This window comes from Leisingera sp. NJS204, assembly GCF_004123675.1.
Lineage (GTDB): Bacteria > Pseudomonadota > Alphaproteobacteria > Rhodobacterales > Rhodobacteraceae > Leisingera.
Map to the genome: position 1 here is coordinate 2,484,894 of NZ_CP035417.1, position 17,069 is coordinate 2,501,962.

The 17,069-nt window shown below is 62.1% G+C and carries 16 protein-coding genes; 9 read left to right on the forward strand and 7 right to left on the reverse strand.

Features of this window, described 5'->3' with window-relative positions:
• Positions 1-6: 6 nt before the first annotated feature.
• Both ETW24_RS12235 and ETW24_RS12240 read right to left on the reverse strand, forming a co-directional pair.
• Positions 7-564 carry an HU family DNA-binding protein gene (locus ETW24_RS12235; RefSeq protein ID WP_254695607.1) on the reverse strand — a complete coding sequence of 186 codons (558 nt, stop codon included), beginning with the start codon at positions 562-564 and terminating at the stop codon, positions 7-9.
• 132 nt (positions 565-696) lie between these two features.
• Positions 697-1,152 (reverse strand): Lrp/AsnC family transcriptional regulator, encoded by a 456-nt coding sequence (locus ETW24_RS12240; RefSeq protein ID WP_129371302.1) that lies wholly within the window; start codon positions 1,150-1,152, stop codon positions 697-699.
• Positions 1,153-1,284: 132 nt separating this feature from the next.
• Here ETW24_RS12240 and ETW24_RS12245 point away from each other — a divergent pair, with 132 nt between their 5' ends.
• Positions 1,285-2,340, forward strand: coding sequence for a Glu/Leu/Phe/Val family dehydrogenase (locus tag ETW24_RS12245; protein WP_205877257.1), 1,056 nt, complete (start codon positions 1,285-1,287; stop codon positions 2,338-2,340).
• Positions 2,341-2,676: 336 nt separating this feature from the next.
• Here the strand turns inward: ETW24_RS12245 and lon are convergent, their stop codons facing one another.
• On the reverse strand, positions 2,677-5,088 hold the full coding sequence (lon, locus tag ETW24_RS12250; RefSeq protein ID WP_129371304.1) for an endopeptidase La: 2,412 nt from the start codon (positions 5,086-5,088) through the stop codon (positions 2,677-2,679).
• A gap of 521 nt (positions 5,089-5,609) precedes the next feature.
• Between lon and rsgA the strand changes: the two genes are divergently transcribed.
• On the forward strand, positions 5,610-6,677 hold the full coding sequence (gene rsgA, locus ETW24_RS12255) for a ribosome small subunit-dependent GTPase A (RefSeq protein ID WP_129371305.1): 1,068 nt from the start codon (positions 5,610-5,612) through the stop codon (positions 6,675-6,677).
• 57 nt (positions 6,678-6,734) lie between these two features.
• Here rsgA and tgt read toward each other — a convergent pair whose 3' ends face one another.
• Positions 6,735-7,865, reverse strand: a complete 1,131-nt coding sequence (gene tgt / locus ETW24_RS12260) for a tRNA guanosine(34) transglycosylase Tgt (RefSeq protein WP_129371306.1) — start codon at positions 7,863-7,865, stop codon at positions 6,735-6,737.
• Positions 7,866-7,935: 70 nt separating this feature from the next.
• Between tgt and rimK the strand changes: the two genes are divergently transcribed.
• From rimK to ETW24_RS12275, 3 genes are all read left to right on the forward strand, one after another.
• Positions 7,936-9,342: a 30S ribosomal protein S6--L-glutamate ligase gene (gene rimK, locus ETW24_RS12265; RefSeq protein WP_129371307.1), complete on the forward strand. Its 1,407-nt coding sequence runs from the start codon at positions 7,936-7,938 to the stop codon at positions 9,340-9,342.
• Positions 9,343-9,416: 74 nt separating this feature from the next.
• The gene (locus ETW24_RS12270; RefSeq protein ID WP_129371308.1) at positions 9,417-10,307 is read left to right on the forward strand and encodes an SPFH domain-containing protein; all 891 of its coding nucleotides are present in this window, start codon (positions 9,417-9,419) and stop codon (positions 10,305-10,307) included.
• Positions 10,307-10,582 (forward strand): NfeD family protein, encoded by a 276-nt coding sequence (locus ETW24_RS12275; protein ID WP_129371309.1) that lies wholly within the window; start codon positions 10,307-10,309, stop codon positions 10,580-10,582. The genes ETW24_RS12270 and ETW24_RS12275 overlap by 1 nt, the downstream gene beginning before the upstream one ends.
• Positions 10,583-10,692: 110 nt before the next feature.
• Here the strand turns inward: ETW24_RS12275 and ETW24_RS12280 are convergent, their stop codons facing one another.
• Positions 10,693-11,463, reverse strand: coding sequence for a hypothetical protein (locus ETW24_RS12280; RefSeq protein ID WP_129371310.1), 771 nt, complete (start codon positions 11,461-11,463; stop codon positions 10,693-10,695).
• Between the two features lie 246 nt (positions 11,464-11,709).
• Here ETW24_RS12280 and ETW24_RS12285 point away from each other — a divergent pair, with 246 nt between their 5' ends.
• From ETW24_RS12285 to tpiA, 4 genes are all read left to right on the forward strand, one after another.
• Positions 11,710-12,072 (forward strand): SUF system Fe-S cluster assembly protein, encoded by a 363-nt coding sequence (locus ETW24_RS12285; protein WP_129371311.1) that lies wholly within the window; start codon positions 11,710-11,712, stop codon positions 12,070-12,072.
• A 105-nt stretch (positions 12,073-12,177) separates the two neighbouring features.
• Positions 12,178-13,407: a glycerophosphodiester phosphodiesterase family protein gene (locus tag ETW24_RS12290; RefSeq protein WP_129371312.1), complete on the forward strand. Its 1,230-nt coding sequence runs from the start codon at positions 12,178-12,180 to the stop codon at positions 13,405-13,407.
• A 156-nt stretch (positions 13,408-13,563) separates the two neighbouring features.
• The gene (locus ETW24_RS12295) at positions 13,564-13,923 is read left to right on the forward strand and encodes a HesB/IscA family protein (RefSeq protein ID WP_129371313.1); all 360 of its coding nucleotides are present in this window, start codon (positions 13,564-13,566) and stop codon (positions 13,921-13,923) included.
• Positions 13,924-14,062: 139 nt separating this feature from the next.
• Entirely contained in the window at positions 14,063-14,812 is a 750-nt protein-coding gene (tpiA, locus tag ETW24_RS12300; protein WP_129371314.1) for a triose-phosphate isomerase, read from the forward strand.
• A gap of 105 nt (positions 14,813-14,917) precedes the next feature.
• Here the strand turns inward: tpiA and ETW24_RS12305 are convergent, their stop codons facing one another.
• Together ETW24_RS12305 and ETW24_RS12310 are read right to left on the reverse strand one after the other, a co-directional pair.
• Positions 14,918-16,294, reverse strand: a complete 1,377-nt coding sequence (locus ETW24_RS12305; protein WP_129371315.1) for a TRAP transporter large permease — start codon at positions 16,292-16,294, stop codon at positions 14,918-14,920.
• Positions 16,294-16,971: a TRAP transporter small permease gene (locus ETW24_RS12310; RefSeq protein ID WP_129371316.1), complete on the reverse strand. Its 678-nt coding sequence runs from the start codon at positions 16,969-16,971 to the stop codon at positions 16,294-16,296. Before ETW24_RS12310 ends, ETW24_RS12305 begins: the two co-directional genes overlap by 1 nt.
• Positions 16,972-17,069 lie beyond the last annotated feature (98 nt).

Genomic DNA, 17,069 nt, shown 5'->3' on the forward strand with positions numbered 1-17,069 from the left:
AGGCTTCTACCCGTCCGATGCGGCCTCTGCAAGAGGGTCATTGGAAGAATTTCCGGCTTCCCCGGAATTTTCTGCCGCCGCGCTTTTTGCGAGGGCCGGCTGGCGCAGTTTGCATACGAACACTTTGCCATTGCTGCGCTCCTGGCTGCGGTTGATGCGCAGTTTCCCGAACGGCTTGAGGTTCAGTTCACGGCCTTCGGCCACAGCCTCGCCCAGCAGCGCCAGAACCGCCTCCACCACCGGCTTTGCGTCTCTCTTTTTGACACCAGAGCGTTCGACCGCCAGCTCCACCAGTTCCTTCTTGTTCAGTTCCGGTGCGGCAACAACCGGTGAAGCGGCTGTTACAACCACGGGTTCCGGTGCGGCAGTCGCTTCGGATGACGGGTTGGCCTCTGGCACGTCCCGCTGCATCGGTGCGTTCACATCTTCCGGCTTGTCTGTCGCAGGTTTCACAGCAGCCGTCCTGGCGGTGGACGCCTTCAGCGTGCCTGCCTTGCGGACAGGTGGCTTGCCTTCGCCGGGCTTGCGCCCGGATGTACTGCTTTTACTGGTTGCTCTTGCCATTTGTGCCCCGTGATCCTGTTATTTGCCCTGCATCGGTTTCTCAGCTGCGCCGCGCTGTTGCGATTGGCAGCCAGGCGTGCGGGCCTGCTCTGCGCAGCCAGCCTAACACAGGCCCCCTCCGGCGTGAACCGGTTAGCAGGCCGGCAGGGCATCGCGCTGAATCATAGTGCGCAAGGTAAAACTGGATCGGGTGTTGCGAATGCCCGGCACCCGCATCAGACGGTCCTCCAGAAACCGGTCGAAATCCGGCAGATCCTCGGCCACCACCCGCAGCAGGATATCGCGCGTGCCGGTCATTAGGTAGCACTCCATCACCTGATCGAACTGGCGCACCGCTTTTTCAAAAGCCTGCAGGGCGCCGGTCGATTGGCGCTCCAGCTCCACCGCCACAAAGATCGTGACCGGCAGCCCCATCTTGGCCTGATCCACCCGCGCGGAATAGCCGCTGATGACGCCGCTTTCCTCCAGATTGGCCACCCGGCGCGCACAGGGTGTTGGCGATAGCCCGACCTTCTCAGACAATTCGGAAATCTTCAGCCGCCCATTGCGCTGAAGCGCAGCCACAATCTTGCGATCAATTGAGTCCATGGAGTTTTCCTCTAAGATATTCTTCTTTTTTAGAGTATACCACCAAACACTACTGCCCTGGCAGGTCTATTTAGTGAAAACCGGCGCCCGCGCTCTAGTATTATCGGGAAAAGTTTTGGAGGAGCAATCCAGATGACAGTGACTGCCGTCGCATCGACCACCCATGAAGAGATCTACCGCGTCGAGGAGGCCTCCGCAGGGCTGCTTGGCTTCATCGCCATCCACTCCACCCGGCTGGGTCCCGCCGCCGGCGGTTTGCGGATGCGCCCCTATGCCAGCGAAGAAGAAGCACTGACCGACGTTCAGCGGCTCAGCGAAGGCATGACCTACAAGAACGCCGCAGCGGGACTGACGCTGGGCGGCGGCAAAGCGGTGATCATCGGCGACCCTGCCCGGGACAAATCGCCGGAGCTGCTGCGCGCCTTTGCCCGTGCCATCGAAAGCCTGGACGGCCGTTACATCACTGCCGAAGACATGGGGATGAGCCCTTCCGACATGGGGGTTCTGGCAGAGGAAACCCGGTTTGTGGCAGGTCTTGCCGATGGCGAATATGCCAGCGGCGATCCCTCACCCATCACCGCCCGCGGTATCTTCAACGCGATTTGCACCACGCGTGCCCACAAACACGGCAGCCGGGATCTGGGCGGCGTCACCGTTGCGGTGCAGGGCCTCGGCCATGTCGGCTGGTATCTTTGCCAGTTTCTGACCGAGGCCGGCGCCAAGCTGATTGTGACAGACATCGACGAGGCCCGTGTAGAACAGGCAATTGCCGAATTCGGCGCCAAAGCAGTGCCGCTGGACGGAATCTACGGTGTTGACGCAGACGTCTTTGCTCCCTGTGCCATCGGCGGCATCTTGAATGCCCGGACGATCCCGCAACTGAAGGCGGACATCGTCGCAGGCGGCGCCAACAACCAGCTGGCGACCGCTGCTGACGCCGCAGCCCTGCACGCGCGCGGCATCCTTTATGCGCCCGACTTTGTGGCCAATGGCGGCGGCATCATCAACGTCGCGACCGAAATCCAGCGAATCAAGGACCGTAAGGGATTTGTTGCCGAGAAACTCAAAGCGCTGGACGAAACGATGGCGTCGATCCTGATCCAGGCTGAGGCAGCAGATGTCAGCCCGGCCGAAATGGCCATTGCCACGGTACAGACCAGAATGGCCGGTTCCAGCAAGGCGGCCTGACCGACTTCCCAAGCGATACCGCAGGGCGCTCCCACACCCGCACGGACCCCGGCCTGCGGCAGGTCTCCATACGGGTTTTGGGCCCGGCGGCCTGCCCCGTCGGGGCAGGCCGCGCGCCGCACCCCAGGTGCGGCGCCCCGCCCAACTGCTGCTGAGGCGCATCAGCGCATCGCGCAGCGGGCGGGAGCCCTCCTCCCACATCTGAGGCCAGTCGGGAAAGACACACAGAAACCTGGAGCCATGCCCCGGCAAGAAGGGCCGGAACGGAAGATAAAACTGAAAAAGGGCGGCCCTGCGGGACCGCCCTTTCTATTTTCCATTCACTGCAGGCCTAGATCAGTGGGCTGTGGCGCCCGCCCCGTCCTCTGAGCCTTTCAGAGCCGCTTTGGCTGCTGCAGCTTCCTCGGCCTCCTGGTCCCATTCGATGGGGTCCGGCTGGGACACCAGCGCGTGGTTCAGAACCTCGGAAACATGGGACACAGGGATGATTTTCAACCCTTCTTTCACATTGTCCGGAATTTCCGGCAGATCCTTTTCATTTTCCTGCGGGATCAGCACGGTCTTGATGCCGCCGCGCAGGGCCGCCAGAAGCTTTTCCTTGAGCCCGCCAATGGCACTTGCATTGCCGCGTAGCGTGACCTCGCCCGTCATCGCAATATCCTTGCGCACCGGGATGCCGGTCAGCACCGACACAATCGCTGTAACCATCGCCAGGCCTGCGCTTGGGCCGTCCTTGGGCGTCGCGCCGTCGGGCACGTGCACATGGATGTCCAGCTTGTCGAACTGCGGCGGCTTGACCCCGATCTGCGGGCTGATCGAGCGCACATAACTGGACGCCGCTTCGATTGACTCCTTCATCACATCGCCCAGCTTGCCGGTGGTCTTCATCCGGCCCTTGCCCGGCAGCCGCAGCGCCTCGATCGACAGCAGCTCACCGCCAACCGATGTATAGGCGAGGCCGGTAACGACACCAACCTGATCTTCCATCTCGGCCAACCCGTAGCGGAACTTCTTGACGCCCAGGAAATCATCCAGATTGTCCGCCGTGACAGTCACGCTGCCGGCTTCTTTCTTGATGATCTTGGTCAGCGATTTCCGTGCCACCTTGGCGATCTCGCGCTCCAGGTTCCGCACACCGGCTTCCCGCGTATAGGTGCGGATCATCTCCGTCACCGCGTCCTCGGTCAGCTCAAACTCCTTGGCTTTCAACCCGTGGTTCTTCACCTGCTTGGAAATCAAGTGCTGCTTGGCGATCTCGCGCTTTTCGTCCTCGGTGTAGCCCGACAGCGGAATAATCTCCATCCGGTCCAGCAGCGGCCCGGGCATGTTGTAGCTGTTCGAGGTGGTCAGGAACATCACGTTCGAGAGGTCGTATTCGACCTCCAGATAGTGATCCATGAAGGTGTTGTTCTGTTCCGGATCCAGCACCTCCAGCATGGCGCTCGCAGGGTCGCCGCGGAAATCCTGGCCCATCTTGTCGATCTCATCAAGCAGGATCAGCGGGTTGGTGGTTTTCGCCTTCTTCAGCGCCTGGATGATCTTACCGGGCATCGAGCCGATATAGGTCCTGCGGTGGCCGCGGATCTCGGACTCGTCGCGCACGCCGCCCAGCGAAATGCGGATGAATTCGCGCCCGGTCGCCTTGGCAACCGATTTACCCAACGAGGTTTTACCCACGCCCGGCGGGCCGACGAGGCACAGGATCGGCCCCTTCAGCTTGATTGAACGCTGCTGCACCGCCAGGTATTCGACGATCCGCTCCTTGACCTTCTCCAGGCCATAGTGATCCTCATCGAGGATCTCCTGCGCCTTGTTCAGGTCTTTCTTGACGCGGGACTTGGTGCCCCACGGGATCGACAGCATCCAGTCCAGATAGTTGCGCACCACCGTGGCTTCGGCCGACATCGGCGACATGTTCTTGAGCTTCTTCAGCTCGGCATCCGCCTTTTCGCGCGCCTCTTTCGACAGTTTGGTGGCGGCGATTTTCTCTTCCAGCTCGGCGATTTCGCCAGCGCCCTCCTCGCCGTCGCCCAGCTCCTTCTGAATGGCCTTCATCTGCTCATTCAGATAATATTCGCGCTGGGTCTTCTCCATCTGGGATTTGACGCGGGTCTTGATCTTTTTCTCGACCTGCAGAACCGACATTTCGCCCTGCATCAGGCCATAGACCTTCTCCAGCCGTTCGCTGATGGACAGTGTTTCCAGCAGTTCCTGCTTGCGGTCCACCTCGATGCCCAGATGACCCGCAACCAGATCGGCCAGCTTGGCCGGCTCGGTGGTTTCCCCCACGGCGGACAGGGCCTCCTCGGGGATGTTCTTGCGGACCTTGGCGTAGCGCTCGAACTCGTCCCCCACAGTGCGCACCAGCGCCTCGGTGGTGGTGACGTCGCCGGGCATTTCCGGCAGTTCTTCGGCCTTGGCCTCAAAGAAATTGTCGTTTTCCAGGAATTCGGTGATCTTTACACGCGCCTGCCCCTCGACCAGCACCTTGACGGTGCCATCGGGCAGTTTCAGCAGCTGCAGCACATTGGCCAGCACGCCCACGGAATAGATGCTATCGGTTTCGGGATCGTCCTCGGAGGGGTCGATCTGGCTGGACAGCAGGATCTGCTTGTCATCCGCCATCACCTCTTCCAGGGCGCGCACCGATTTTTCCCGGCCCACAAACAGCGGCACGATCATGTGGGGAAAAACCACGATGTCGCGCAGCGGCAGGACTGGGTAGGAGGAATTGAGTGGCTCTTGCATACTCGGTCCTTTGATTTGGCAAGACGGTCCGGCCCCGATCCCGGCAGCTTTGGCCCGTCTCCTCAATTGATGTCTTTATCTGGGGGGATGGTTAACACTTTTCAACCGCCCTGCCCCAAGGTTTGCAGCCACCTTGCCCGCACCGCAGCCGGACCACAAGGGCGCAAATGGTGAAAGGGTGACCAAAGGCCTAACGGGCCCGCCGCAGCTGTAAGAGCCGCAGGTCACTGGCCGTTTAACAGCACATAGTTGCGCCCGGCCAGCCGTCATCCAGCAGCCATACGGGCGGGTTCCAACTGCTGGGCACAGGGTTCGCATCCAGCACCTTGAACAACTGCGCGCCGGCGCCTAAACTGCCCGGCGAATACCGGAGATTGTATGACCTGAGTCATCCGGGCCCGCGGCATGCCGGCCCAAACCAAACACAAAAACCTTCAGACCTGCAGCCAGCGGGCCGGTTTTGTTTGGCCGCATTTGAATATACCACGCCCGCCAAACGGGCTCTCCGAGAGTTTTAAGACATGAACCGCAGAAAACTTCCCGGCTTTCTGAACACCCCCGTGCGTCCCCAGGTCTCATCCGGTCTGAGCGAACTGGGTTTCAAACCCTTTTTTCAACAGCAGATGGCAGATGCCGCCGACGGTGCCGCCCCGGCCCGCATCACCGCCATTCACCGCAGCCAGTTCGACCTCATCAGCGCTGACGGCCCCCTCACCTGCCCGGCCATTGACGGCGCCGCTGTCGGGGACTGGCTGCTGCTTGACCCTGAAACAGGACTCAGCACGGCCATTCTGAAACGGGCCTCGCTGTTTAGACGGCGCGCGCCCGGCACCGGCCGCGAAACACAGCTGATTGCCGCCAACATCGACACGCTGTTTATCGTCACCTCCTGCAATCACGACTTCAACATCGCCCGGCTGGAACGCTTTCTGGCGCTGGCAAACGAAGCAAATACCACCCCGGTAATCATTCTGACCAAGGCCGACCTCACAGATGATCCCGACAGCTACCGAACACAGGCCCAATCCTTGCAGCCCGGCCTTGTTGCCGAAACCATCGACGCCACCAATGCTGCAGAGGTGAACCGCCTGCGCGCCTGGTGCGGGCTGGGGGAAACGGTGGCATTGGCCGGCTCCTCAGGTGTCGGCAAGTCCACGCTTGCCAACACTCTGGCCGGCGGCGGGCTGATGCAAACCGGCGCCATCCGCGAAGACGACAGCAAAGGCCGGCATACGACTTCGCACCGGCAAATGCTGCGGCTGCCCGGCGCCGGCTGGCTGATCGACACCCCCGGCATGCGCGAGCTGCAGATATCAGACGCGCAGGACGGTATTGACATGGTGTTTCAGGATCTTACCGATATCGCGGCGCACTGCCGTTTCAGGGACTGCCAGCATGAAAGCGAACCGGGCTGCGCCATCCAAGCAGCCGCCAAAGCCGGTCAGCTTGACACCGCCCGCATTGCGCGCTGGCAAAAGCTAAGATCCGAGGACGCCTTTAACGCGCAGTCTCCGTCTGAACGCCGCGCCGCCGGCAAAGCGCTTGGCAAGGTGATCAAACAGGCCAAACGCATCAAGCGCAAAAAGTAAGCCCCAAGACCCGAACCCGCCCCTGGCGCAGCAGCGCCGGGGGTATCGGGGCGCCGTTTACAGCGGCTCGATATCGCCCTGCGCGCGGGTATCGTGAAAATCCTTCTGCCAGGCTTCAAAACTGCCGGCGGCAATCGCCTCCCGCATACCTTGCATGATCTCCTGGAAATAATGCAGGTTGTGCCAGGTCAGCAGCATCCCCGAAATCATCTCGTTCGAGCGGAACACATGGTGCAGGTAAGCCCGCGAGTAACTTGAACAGGCCGGGCAGCTGCACTGCTCATCCAAGGGCCGCGGGTCGTCCTGATGGCGGGCGTTCTTGATGTTCACCACGCCATAGCGGGTAAAGGCCTGCCCGGTGCGGCCCGACCGCGACGGCAGCACGCAGTCCATCATGTCAATGCCGCGCGCCACAGCGCCGACGATGTCATCGGGCTTGCCCACGCCCATCAGATAGCGCGGCTTGTCTTCGGGCAGGAAACCGGGGGCGTAATCAAGGCAGTCAAACATCGCCTCCTGCCCCTCGCCCACCGCAAGGCCGCCAACGGCATAGCCCTCGAACCCGATTTTCTTCAGCGCCTCGGCGCTTTCTTCGCGCAGGTCCTGTTCCAGCCCGCCCTGCATGATCCCGAACAGCGCATGGCCGGGCCGGTCGCCGAATGCCTCACGCGACCGCTCGGCCCAGCGCATCGACAGGCGCATTGATTCCGCAATCCGGTCACGGTCCGCAGGCAGCGCCGGGCATTCGTCAAAACACATCACGATATCGGATCCCAGCAGCCGCTGGATCTCCATCGATCGTTCCGGTGTCAGCTCATGCTTGGAGCCGTCGATATGGCTTTTGAATGTCACGCCCTTTTCGGTCAGCTTGCGCAGACCCGCCAGCGACATCACCTGAAACCCGCCCGAGTCCGTCAGAATGGGCCGCTCCCAGTTCATGAACTTGTGCAAGCCCCCCAGCCGGTCGATGCGTTCGGCCGTCGGGCGCAGCATCAGGTGGTATGTATTGCCCAGCAGGATATCGGCCCCGGTCGCGCGCACGCTTTCCGGCATCATCGCCTTGACGGTCGCAGCGGTGCCGACCGGCATGAAAGCAGGCGTGCGGATTTCACCGCGCGGCGTATTGATGACACCTGTGCGCGCCGTGCCGTCGGTTGCCTTCAGTTCAAAGTTGAAAAGCTCTGCCATCTTCCATTCCTGCCGTTAAACTCAAACCGGCACACCGGTGATTCCCCCCTAATGCCAAGGAGCCAACTCCATGTCCACAGCCGACGCCGCACCGCAATTGAAACTCGGCTGGGAAGAATGGGTCAGCCTGCCCAACCTTGGTCTGCCTGCATTGCGCGTCAAGGTCGACACCGGCGCCCGCACCTCCTCGCTGCACGCCACCGGCATTGAAACATTTGGCCCGGCAAGCGCCCCCAAGGTGCGCTTCATGGTGCATCCCATCCCCGGTCAGTACGATCTGGAAATCCCCTGCTCTGCCCTGATCAAGGACCGGCGCGAGGTGACGTCGTCAAACGGCGAAAGCGAAATGCGCTTTGTGATCGAAACCCCGATGGAAATCGCAGGCCAGTCCTGGCCGGTGGAGCTGACGCTGACCGACCGGCGCGGCATGGCGAAACACATGCTGCTGGGCCGCCAGGCGCTGACCGAGAACGTGACAGTGGTGCCGGGCGAACGCCTGTGCCAGCCGGAACTGGATTATTCGGTCTATTCCTCTTCCAGCATCCGCAAATCCGCCCCGAAACGCTCGCTGCGCATTGCTGTGCTCAGCCGGGAGGACAATTACTCCACCCGCCGCCTGGTGGAAGAGGGTGAGAACCGCGGCCACACGGTCGAGGTGATCAATACCACCCGCTGCTACATGGCGCTGAACGCGCTGGCGCCCGAGGTCCATTATGACGGCAAGCGCCTGCCCCGCTATGATGCGGTGATCCCGCGCATCGGCGCCTCCGTCACCCAATACGGCACCGCCCTGCTGCGCCAGTTCGAAACCGTGGGCACCTATTGCGTCAACGGCGCCGAAGGCATCACCGCCAGCCGCGACAAGCTGCACGCGCATCAGATCCTGGCCCGCCACAAGATCGGCATGCCCGCCACCGCCTTTGCCGCCTCGCCCAAGGACACCGGCAGCCTGATCCAGATCGTGGGCGGCGCGCCGCTGATCGTTAAACTGCTCGAAAGCACCCAGGGCAAGGGTGTGGTGCTGGCGGAAACCACAAAGGCCGCCGAAAGCGTGATCACCGCCTTTCGCGGGCTCAAGGCCAACTTCCTGGTGCAGCAGTTTGTCAAGGAAGCCGCAGGTGTGGATATCCGCTGTCTGGTGGTCGGCTCCAAGGTGGTCGCATCGATGAAACGCTCCGGGGCGGAGGGTGACTTCCGCTCCAACCTGCATCTGGGCGGCAGCGCCGAAATCGTGCGTATCAGCAAGGAGGAACGCTCTACTGCGGTCCGCGCCGCCCGTGCCTTTGGCCTGAATGTGGCCGGCGTCGACCTGTTGCGGTCGGAAACCGGCCCCAAGGTGCTGGAGGTGAATTCCTCCCCCGGGTTGGAAGGGATCGAGAAGACCTCCTCCAAAAACATCGCCGCGCTGATCTATGCCGAGATCGAAGACCGGGTCCGCCCGGCCCCGATGCGGCGGCTCAAACCCTCCGCCTCTTGAGGCGCAGTTTATCTTGACCTGCCGGAACGGGCGCAGGATCCTGCCCGCAGGCGTTTGAAACAGAAAGAAAATTCATGAACGAAGACCTGATTCTGGACCTTCTCTCCAGTAACCTGCTGTACTTGCTGGGCGCGGTCCTGCTGATCATCGTGGTACTGAAGGGCGTGCGCATCGTGCCGCAGTCCGAAAAATACGTGATTGAACGGTTCGGCCGCCTGCATTCGGTGCTGGGGCCGGGCATTAACTTCATCGTGCCGTTCCTGGATGTGGCCCGCCACAAGGTGTCAATCCTGGAGCGCCAGCTGCCCAACGCCACCCAGGACGCGATCACCAAGGACAACGTGCTGGTGCAGATCGACACTTCGGTGTTCTACCGCATCCTGGAACCGGAAAAGACCGTCTACCGGATCCGCGACGTGGACGGCGCCATTGCCACCACCGTGGCCGGCATCGTGCGGGCCGAGATCGGCAAAATGGACCTGGACGAGGTGCAATCCAACCGCTCGCAGCTGATCGGGCAGATCCAGCATTCGGTCGAAAGCGCTGTTGACGACTGGGGCATCGAAGTAACCCGCGCCGAAATCCTGGACGTGAACCTTGATCAGGCCACCCGCGACGCGATGCTGCAGCAGCTGAATGCCGAGCGCGCCCGCCGCGCCCAGGTGACCGAGGCCGAGGGCGCGAAACGCGCGGTTGAGCTGAACGCCGATGCCGAGCTTTATGCCGCCGAACAGACCGCCAAGGCCCGCCGCATCCAGGCCGAGGCCGAGGCCTATGCCACCGAAGTCGTCGCCAAGGCGATCCGCGAAAACGGTATCGAGGCCGCGCAATACCAGGTCGCTCTGAAACAGGTGGAATCGCTGAACGCGCTCGGCAAGGGCGAGGGCAATCAGACCATCCTGGTCCCCGCCCACGCGCTGGAGGCCTTTGGCAACGCCTTCAACCTGCTGAAAGGGGGCAAGTGATGGACATGCCGTTCTGGGCCTTGTGGTGGGTGTGGGGCGCCGCGGCGCTGGTGCTAGCCATACTGGAGGTTCTGGTGCCCGGCTTTGTCTTTCTCGGCTTTGCCATCGGCGCCGCTGCGGTCAGCCTGCTGCTGCTGGCGGGCGCCGGTCTCAGCCTGCCGCCGCTGTTGCTGATCTTTGCGGTGCTGTCGCTGGCGGCCTGGCTGGTGATGCGCCGCTTTTTTGCCCTGCCCAAGGGCCAGGTGAAAACCTTCAACCACGACATCAACGACTGACTGACAACACCGACTGGCATCAGGCCGGGCTGCACATCACCGTGGCTCGGCCATTCGGTCAGGCCTTATGATACGGGCCATACGGCATGTCCCATGCGGTACGGCCGGCGTCAGAACCTGAAACCCACCCCCGCCAGCAGTCCGTGAGTCACCGCATCATGGCGGAAAAAGCTGTCCGTGCCGCGGATGCCGTCTTGATACTCCACCCCCAGCCCGCGGTACATCACATAGATCGAAGCCCGCTCCCAGCGGTCGTAAATCAGCCCGCCCATGGCCGACCAGCTTTGATCCGACCCGGCGCCAAAGCCGCCGATATCGCCCTCCAGGGAAACACTGAACCGCGGCGACAGCCGCCGCTCCCAGCGCAGCCCGGCAATCGGATCGGTCCATGTGCCGCCCCGCCGCACCGCGCCGCCCGGCAGATAGGCCGTCACATCCACATCCCAGTGGCGCAGTCCGCCAAAGACCTCAAACCGGTCCCGCCCCTGCCCGAAACGATAGGTCACCACTGCCTCAGCCATGTTCTGGTCATAGGCAGCAGCCACCGCACCGGCAAAGCTATCCGCTGTCCGGTCCGAATCCATCACCGCATAGCGCAGCCGGAAACCGAAACGGCTGCTGTGCTGCCCCTCAAATGCCAGCATCCCGCCGGCCTGCAGCTGATCAAAAACATCGCCCGCATCAATCGATACACCGCCGCCTGCCTGCCCCAGCTCTGTTGTCCCCTCCACCGATGGTGCCAGCACAAAGGGCGTCAGCTGCCAGCGCCATGCCCCCTGTGCCCGGGCATCGCCTGCAGTCCCGCCCAACGCCAGGCAGCTGCCCGCCAGCACAAGGGCAACAGAATTCGCGCATCTGCGGGTCGCAGTTTTCCCTGGCATGGCCTCTCTCCGCTCCTGCCCGCACGCAGCAGCTCCGTGGCCGGACAGCGGCGCACGGCCCGCATCCTTCGGGCAGCGTTTACTAAATCATCGTGGGGGAACCACAATTTAGCGCGCTCACCCCATCAAATCAAATTTTCACGAACAGGTGATTAACAGAACATTCCCGCTGCGGTGTGCGCCGCCTCTGGACGCCGGGCTGTACATTCCCTATATAAATCGTCGGAATATCAGACCGGGATCCCCATGACCAACCCTTCCGAACCGCTTGAAGGCGCACCGCTGATCGCGCCCTCCTCCGTCAGCCATCCGCTGTACGAGGCCGTGACCGACGCCTGCCGCTCCGTTTATGATCCGGAAATCCCGGTGAACATCTACGAGCTGGGCCTGATCTACACGATCGACATCAATGACGAGAACGACGTCAGGATCATCATGACCCTGACCGCGCCGGGCTGCCCGGTTGCGGGCGAGATGCCGGGCTGGCTCGTCGATGCCATCTCACCGGTGCCCGGTGTGAAAACGGTTGACGTCGAACTCACCTGGGAGCCGCCCTGGGGCATGGAGATGATGTCCGACGAGGCCCGCCTGGAACTGGGCTTCATGTAAGCCCGCACAGCCTGCGCCCGGATCCGGCCCCTGCATCTGCGGGGGCCTTTTCATTATTCGGCCCAAGTGTCTAATGTGCGGCAGCCCTAGACCCGGAGCCGCCCCATGCGCCAAGCCCTGCTGTCCGTTGCTTTGCTGTCCGCGGCCCTCGTGCTGCTTCCTGCTCCCGGCACTGCGGACCCTCCGGCCCTCAGCTACGGCCCGCGCCCCGCTTATCTGATCAGCCAGCTGCCCGAAGGTGCGCTTAAGGACAGGCTGCAGGCCTGCGCAGGCCAGACCCCGGCGCGCACGGATTTCTCAATCGGCCACCGCGGCGCGCCGCTGATGTTCCCCGAACACACCGCCGAAGGCCACCGGGCCGCCGCCGCCATGGGCGCGGGCATTCTGGAATGCGACGTCACCTTCACCCGCGACCTGGAACTGGTCTGCCGCCACGCGCAAAACGACCTGCACCGGACCACGGACATCCTGACCTCACCGCTGGCGGACCGCTGCATCCAGCCCTTCTCTCCGCATGCATTCTCGTCCCCCGCCAGCGCCGAATGCCGCAGCTCCGATCTGACGCTGGACGAATTCCGCCGCCTGCGTCCGAAAATGGACAGTGCCAACCCCTTTGCCGCCACGCCGCGGGACTATCAGGGAGGCCTTCCCTCGTGGCGCACCACGCTTTACGGCGGCAACGCCCAAACCCTGACCCATGCCGAGTCGATCGCCCTGCTGCACAGCCTCGGCACCAAATTCATGCCCGAGCTGAAGGCCCCCGCAGTCCCGATGCCCTTTAACGGCTTCACGCAACAGGATTTCGCGCAGAAACTAATCGATGACTATAAATCCGCCGGCATCGCCCCCGCCGACGTCTGGGTGCAAAGCTTCAGCCTGGACGATATCCTCTATTGGATCGAACACGAACCGGCGTTCGGCCGCCAGGCGGTGCTGCTCGACGGCAGCTACCGGCACGAGGGGTTTGATCACACCGATCCGGCAACATTCCCCTATGACTTCGCCGCGCTGAAGGCCCAGGGCGTCAATTATCTGGCACCGCCCCTTTGGATGCTGGTGACCGTGCAGGACGGCCGCATTGTCCCCTCCGCCTATGCCATTGCCGCAAAATCCGCCGGGCTGCGGCTGATCACCTGGACGCTGGAACGCTCCGGCCCGCTGCAGGGCGGCGATTGGTACTTTCAGTCGCTCGCAGGCCTCAGCCGCGGCGGCGGCGGCGGTGACGGCATGTATTACCAGCTGCTGGACGTTCTGGCACAGGACGCAGGTGTCGAAGGCGTTTTTTCCGACTGGCCTGCCACCGTCACCTACTATGCAAACTGCATGGGGCTTTGACACCATTGGCCTGTGATCGGCGGCAGCGCAGGTTTTAGGCCGCTCCCCCTTAAAAATCCGCATACTGAATACATGTTACCTGCCTGCCTGGACGTTTGCGGGGTTGAGCCGCGGCAGCACCAGCCCTAGATAGGGACTAAGTGTAAGGAGAAACCCATGTTCGGCATTCCCGGCAAACAAGCTGTGACCATGACGCCCAAGGCAGCAGCGCAGATCGCCAGGCTGATGGCCAAAGACGGCCATGCCGGCCTGCGCATCGGCGTCAAGAAAGGCGGCTGTGCGGGCATGGAATACACCATGGAATACGTCAACGAGCCCTCTGCCAACGATGAAGTGGTGGAACAGGACGGCGCCCGCATCCTGATCGCGCCGATGGCGCAGATGTTCCTGTTCGGCACCGAAATCGACTATGAGGTGACGCTGTTGGAAAGCGGTTTCAAGTTCAACAACCCCAATGTCGCGGATGCCTGCGGCTGCGGCGAATCGATCAGCTTCAAGGAACTGCCCGGCGCCTGATCCGGTCCAGACGGGACGCAATCAGCGGGCGGGGTTTTCCCCGCCCTTTTTGTGGCCGGTCCCCGGTCAAGCGAATTGCGCCACTCCGCCGCTGGTGTTACCTGTCACGCCCACATAACGAGGATCGGAGGCATCCCCCATGCGGCGGAAACTGGCAGCAGGCAACTGGAAAATGAACGGCACCGGCGGCAGCCTGGGTGAATTGGCAGCCCTGGCCGAAAGCCATGCCGGCCCGGCTGCGGACATCCTGATCTGCCCGCCGGCAACCCTGCTGTCGCGCGCAGCCGACATTGCCAAAGGCAGCGCCGTCGCTATCGGCGGCCAGGACTGCCACGCAAACGCCTCCGGCGCCCACACCGGCGATCTTTCAGCGGCCATGCTGAAAGACGCCGGCGCCTCCGCGGTGATCCTCGGCCATTCCGAGCGCCGCGCCGTTCACGGCGAAACTGACGCCCAGATCTGCGCCAAAGCCGAAGCCGCCCTAGCAGAAGGCCTAACTGCTGTGATCTGCATCGGTGAAACCCTGTCCGAGCGCGAAGGCGGCGACACGCTGAAGGTGGCTGGCACTCAGCTTGCAGGTTCCGTCCCGGACTCTGCCACAGGCGAAAACACTGTTGTGGCATACGAACCGGTCTGGGCCATCGGCACCGGCAAAGTGCCGACGCTGGAGCAAATTGCCGAAGTGCACAACTTCCTGCGCGCCGAACTCACCGCCCGCTTCGGGGCCGGGACCGCAGAGTCCATCCGCCTGCTCTACGGCGGCTCGGTCAAACCGTCGAACGCAGGTGAGATCTTTGCCGTCTCCAATGTCGATGGCGCGCTTGTGGGCGGTGCCAGTCTGAAGGCCGCGGATTTCTCCCCGATCATCACCGCGCTGGAAACCGCCTGAGCCAAGAAAATTTGAATTTTCTTGGCAAAATTCTTCCAAGAATTTTGCCGCAGAACGCAAAACGGCGCCCGAACATCCGGGCGCCGTTTTCGTTACTGCAAAGCCTTACTTGGTTATGATCTCCGGCCCCATCACCGCGTTTGGCAATACAGTGGAAAGCCAGGGAATATAGGTGATCATGATCAGGAAAACAAAGAGCACCGCCAGGAACGGCAAGGCTGCCCGCACCACCCCCATCATCGGCATCCCCGCCACGCCCGACGTCACAAACAGGTTCAGGCCAACCGGCGGAGTAATCATGCCGATCTCCATGTTCACCACCATGATGATGCCCAGATGGATGGGATCAATGCCCAGCTCAATCGCAATCGGGAACACCAGCGGTGCAACGATGACCAGCAGCCCCGACGGTTCCATGAACTGACCGCCGATCAGCAGGATCACATTGACCACGATCAGGAACATCACCGGGCCAAAGCCTGCCGACAGCATTGCCGTGGCAATCTGCTGCGGTACCTGCTCATCGGTCAGCACATGTTTCAGGATCAGCGCATTGGCAATCACGAACAGCAGCGTCACGGTCAATTTGCCCGCCTCGAACAGCGTGTGCTTGGTATCGCTGTGCAGGAATGCCGTCAGCAGTGCATAAGGCTTCCGCAACAGCGGCGTCTTTGCCTCGCCCTCACCATTCGACAGCGGTCCCATGTCCTTGTAGACAAAGCTGGCGATGAAGAAAGCATAGACCGCCGCCACCGCCGCCGCCTCGGTCGGAGTAAAGATGCCGCCATAGATGCCGCCCAGAATGATCACGATCAGGAACAACCCCCAGCCCGCGTCCCGCGCCGACTCAAAGATCTCACCCCAGCCTTTCCACTCGCCCTTGGGCAGGTTCTTGACCTTGGCCATCACATAGATGGTCACCATCAGCATCAGCCCGGCCATCAGCCCCGGAATGACGCCGGCCAGGAACATCCGGCCGACGGAAACTTCAACCGCTGCTGCATAGACCACCATCACAATCGACGGCGGGATCAGGATGCCAAGCGTCCCCGCGTTACAGATCACGCCTGCCGCGAATTCCTTGGAGTAGCCCACCTCGCGCATGCCAGCGATCACAATGGAACCAATTGCCACCACAGTTGCAGGCGACGAGCCCGAAAGCGCCGCAAACAGCATACAGGCAAACACGCCAGCGATGGCCAGACCGCCCGGAAGATGGCCAACGCAGGCGATGGAGAAGCGGATGATCCGCCGCGCCACGCCGCCCGTTGTCATGAAACTGGACGCCAGAATGAAAAACGGGATCGCCAGCAGGGTGAAATGCCCCTCAAAGGCCTCAAACAGCGTGCCCGCGACGCTCGCCAGCGAACTGTCAGAGTAAATCAGCAGGAAAATCGTCGAGCTGAGACCCAGCGACACCGCAATCGGCACCCCGATCAGCAACAGGCCGATCACCATCGCAAAGAGAATTACCACTTCCATCAGCCATGCTCCCCGCGCTGCGCCCGCACGGCGTCCAGCTCATCTTCCACTTCATGGCTGGCCACCAGCCGGTCCACATCACCGCGCGCGATCTGGAACGCCGCCTGGATAAAGCGGAACACCAAAAGCAGCATCGACACCGGCAGCACCACATAGGGCACCACTTTCGGCAGTTTCTCATAAGGATCGCCGTAGTTGATCAGGTCCTCAAGAAACTTGAAGACCGCCACCATCGGCACATCCTGCACCTCGTAAAAGCTCTGGCTGCGTGCCTTCATGTCAAACCCGGTCGGGAACCAGCGCCCCGAGGTCGGCGGCAGATCCGCAAACACCGCCCAATAGTCATAGGCGCCTTTCAGCAGCAGCAACGAGAACACGATGCAGCAGGCGGCAGCAAATAGCCCCACCGCGCGGCGCGCGCCCGGTGCCAGCATGTTCAAAATGGCATCGACGCCCAGATGCGCATGGGCCTTCACCGCATAAGAGGCGCCCAAAAGCACCAGCCAGGCAAACAGGAACACGGTCAGCTCCAGCGCCCATAAAATGTTGGAATTGAACACAAACCGCGCAATAACATTGGCAAATGTTATTGCCGTCATCAGCCCCAGCAGGAGCGCGATCAGGGTTTCTTCGAGTGAGTTGATGAGCCCGCTCGGGCCGGTTCTGGACCCCGCCATGGCTGCCTCCCAAATTTTGCGGAAAAGGGGTGCAGGCAGCTGATTTCCGCGCCGCCTGCGGTCAGGAGGCCCCGATACGGGCCTCCCGGATACGGCCT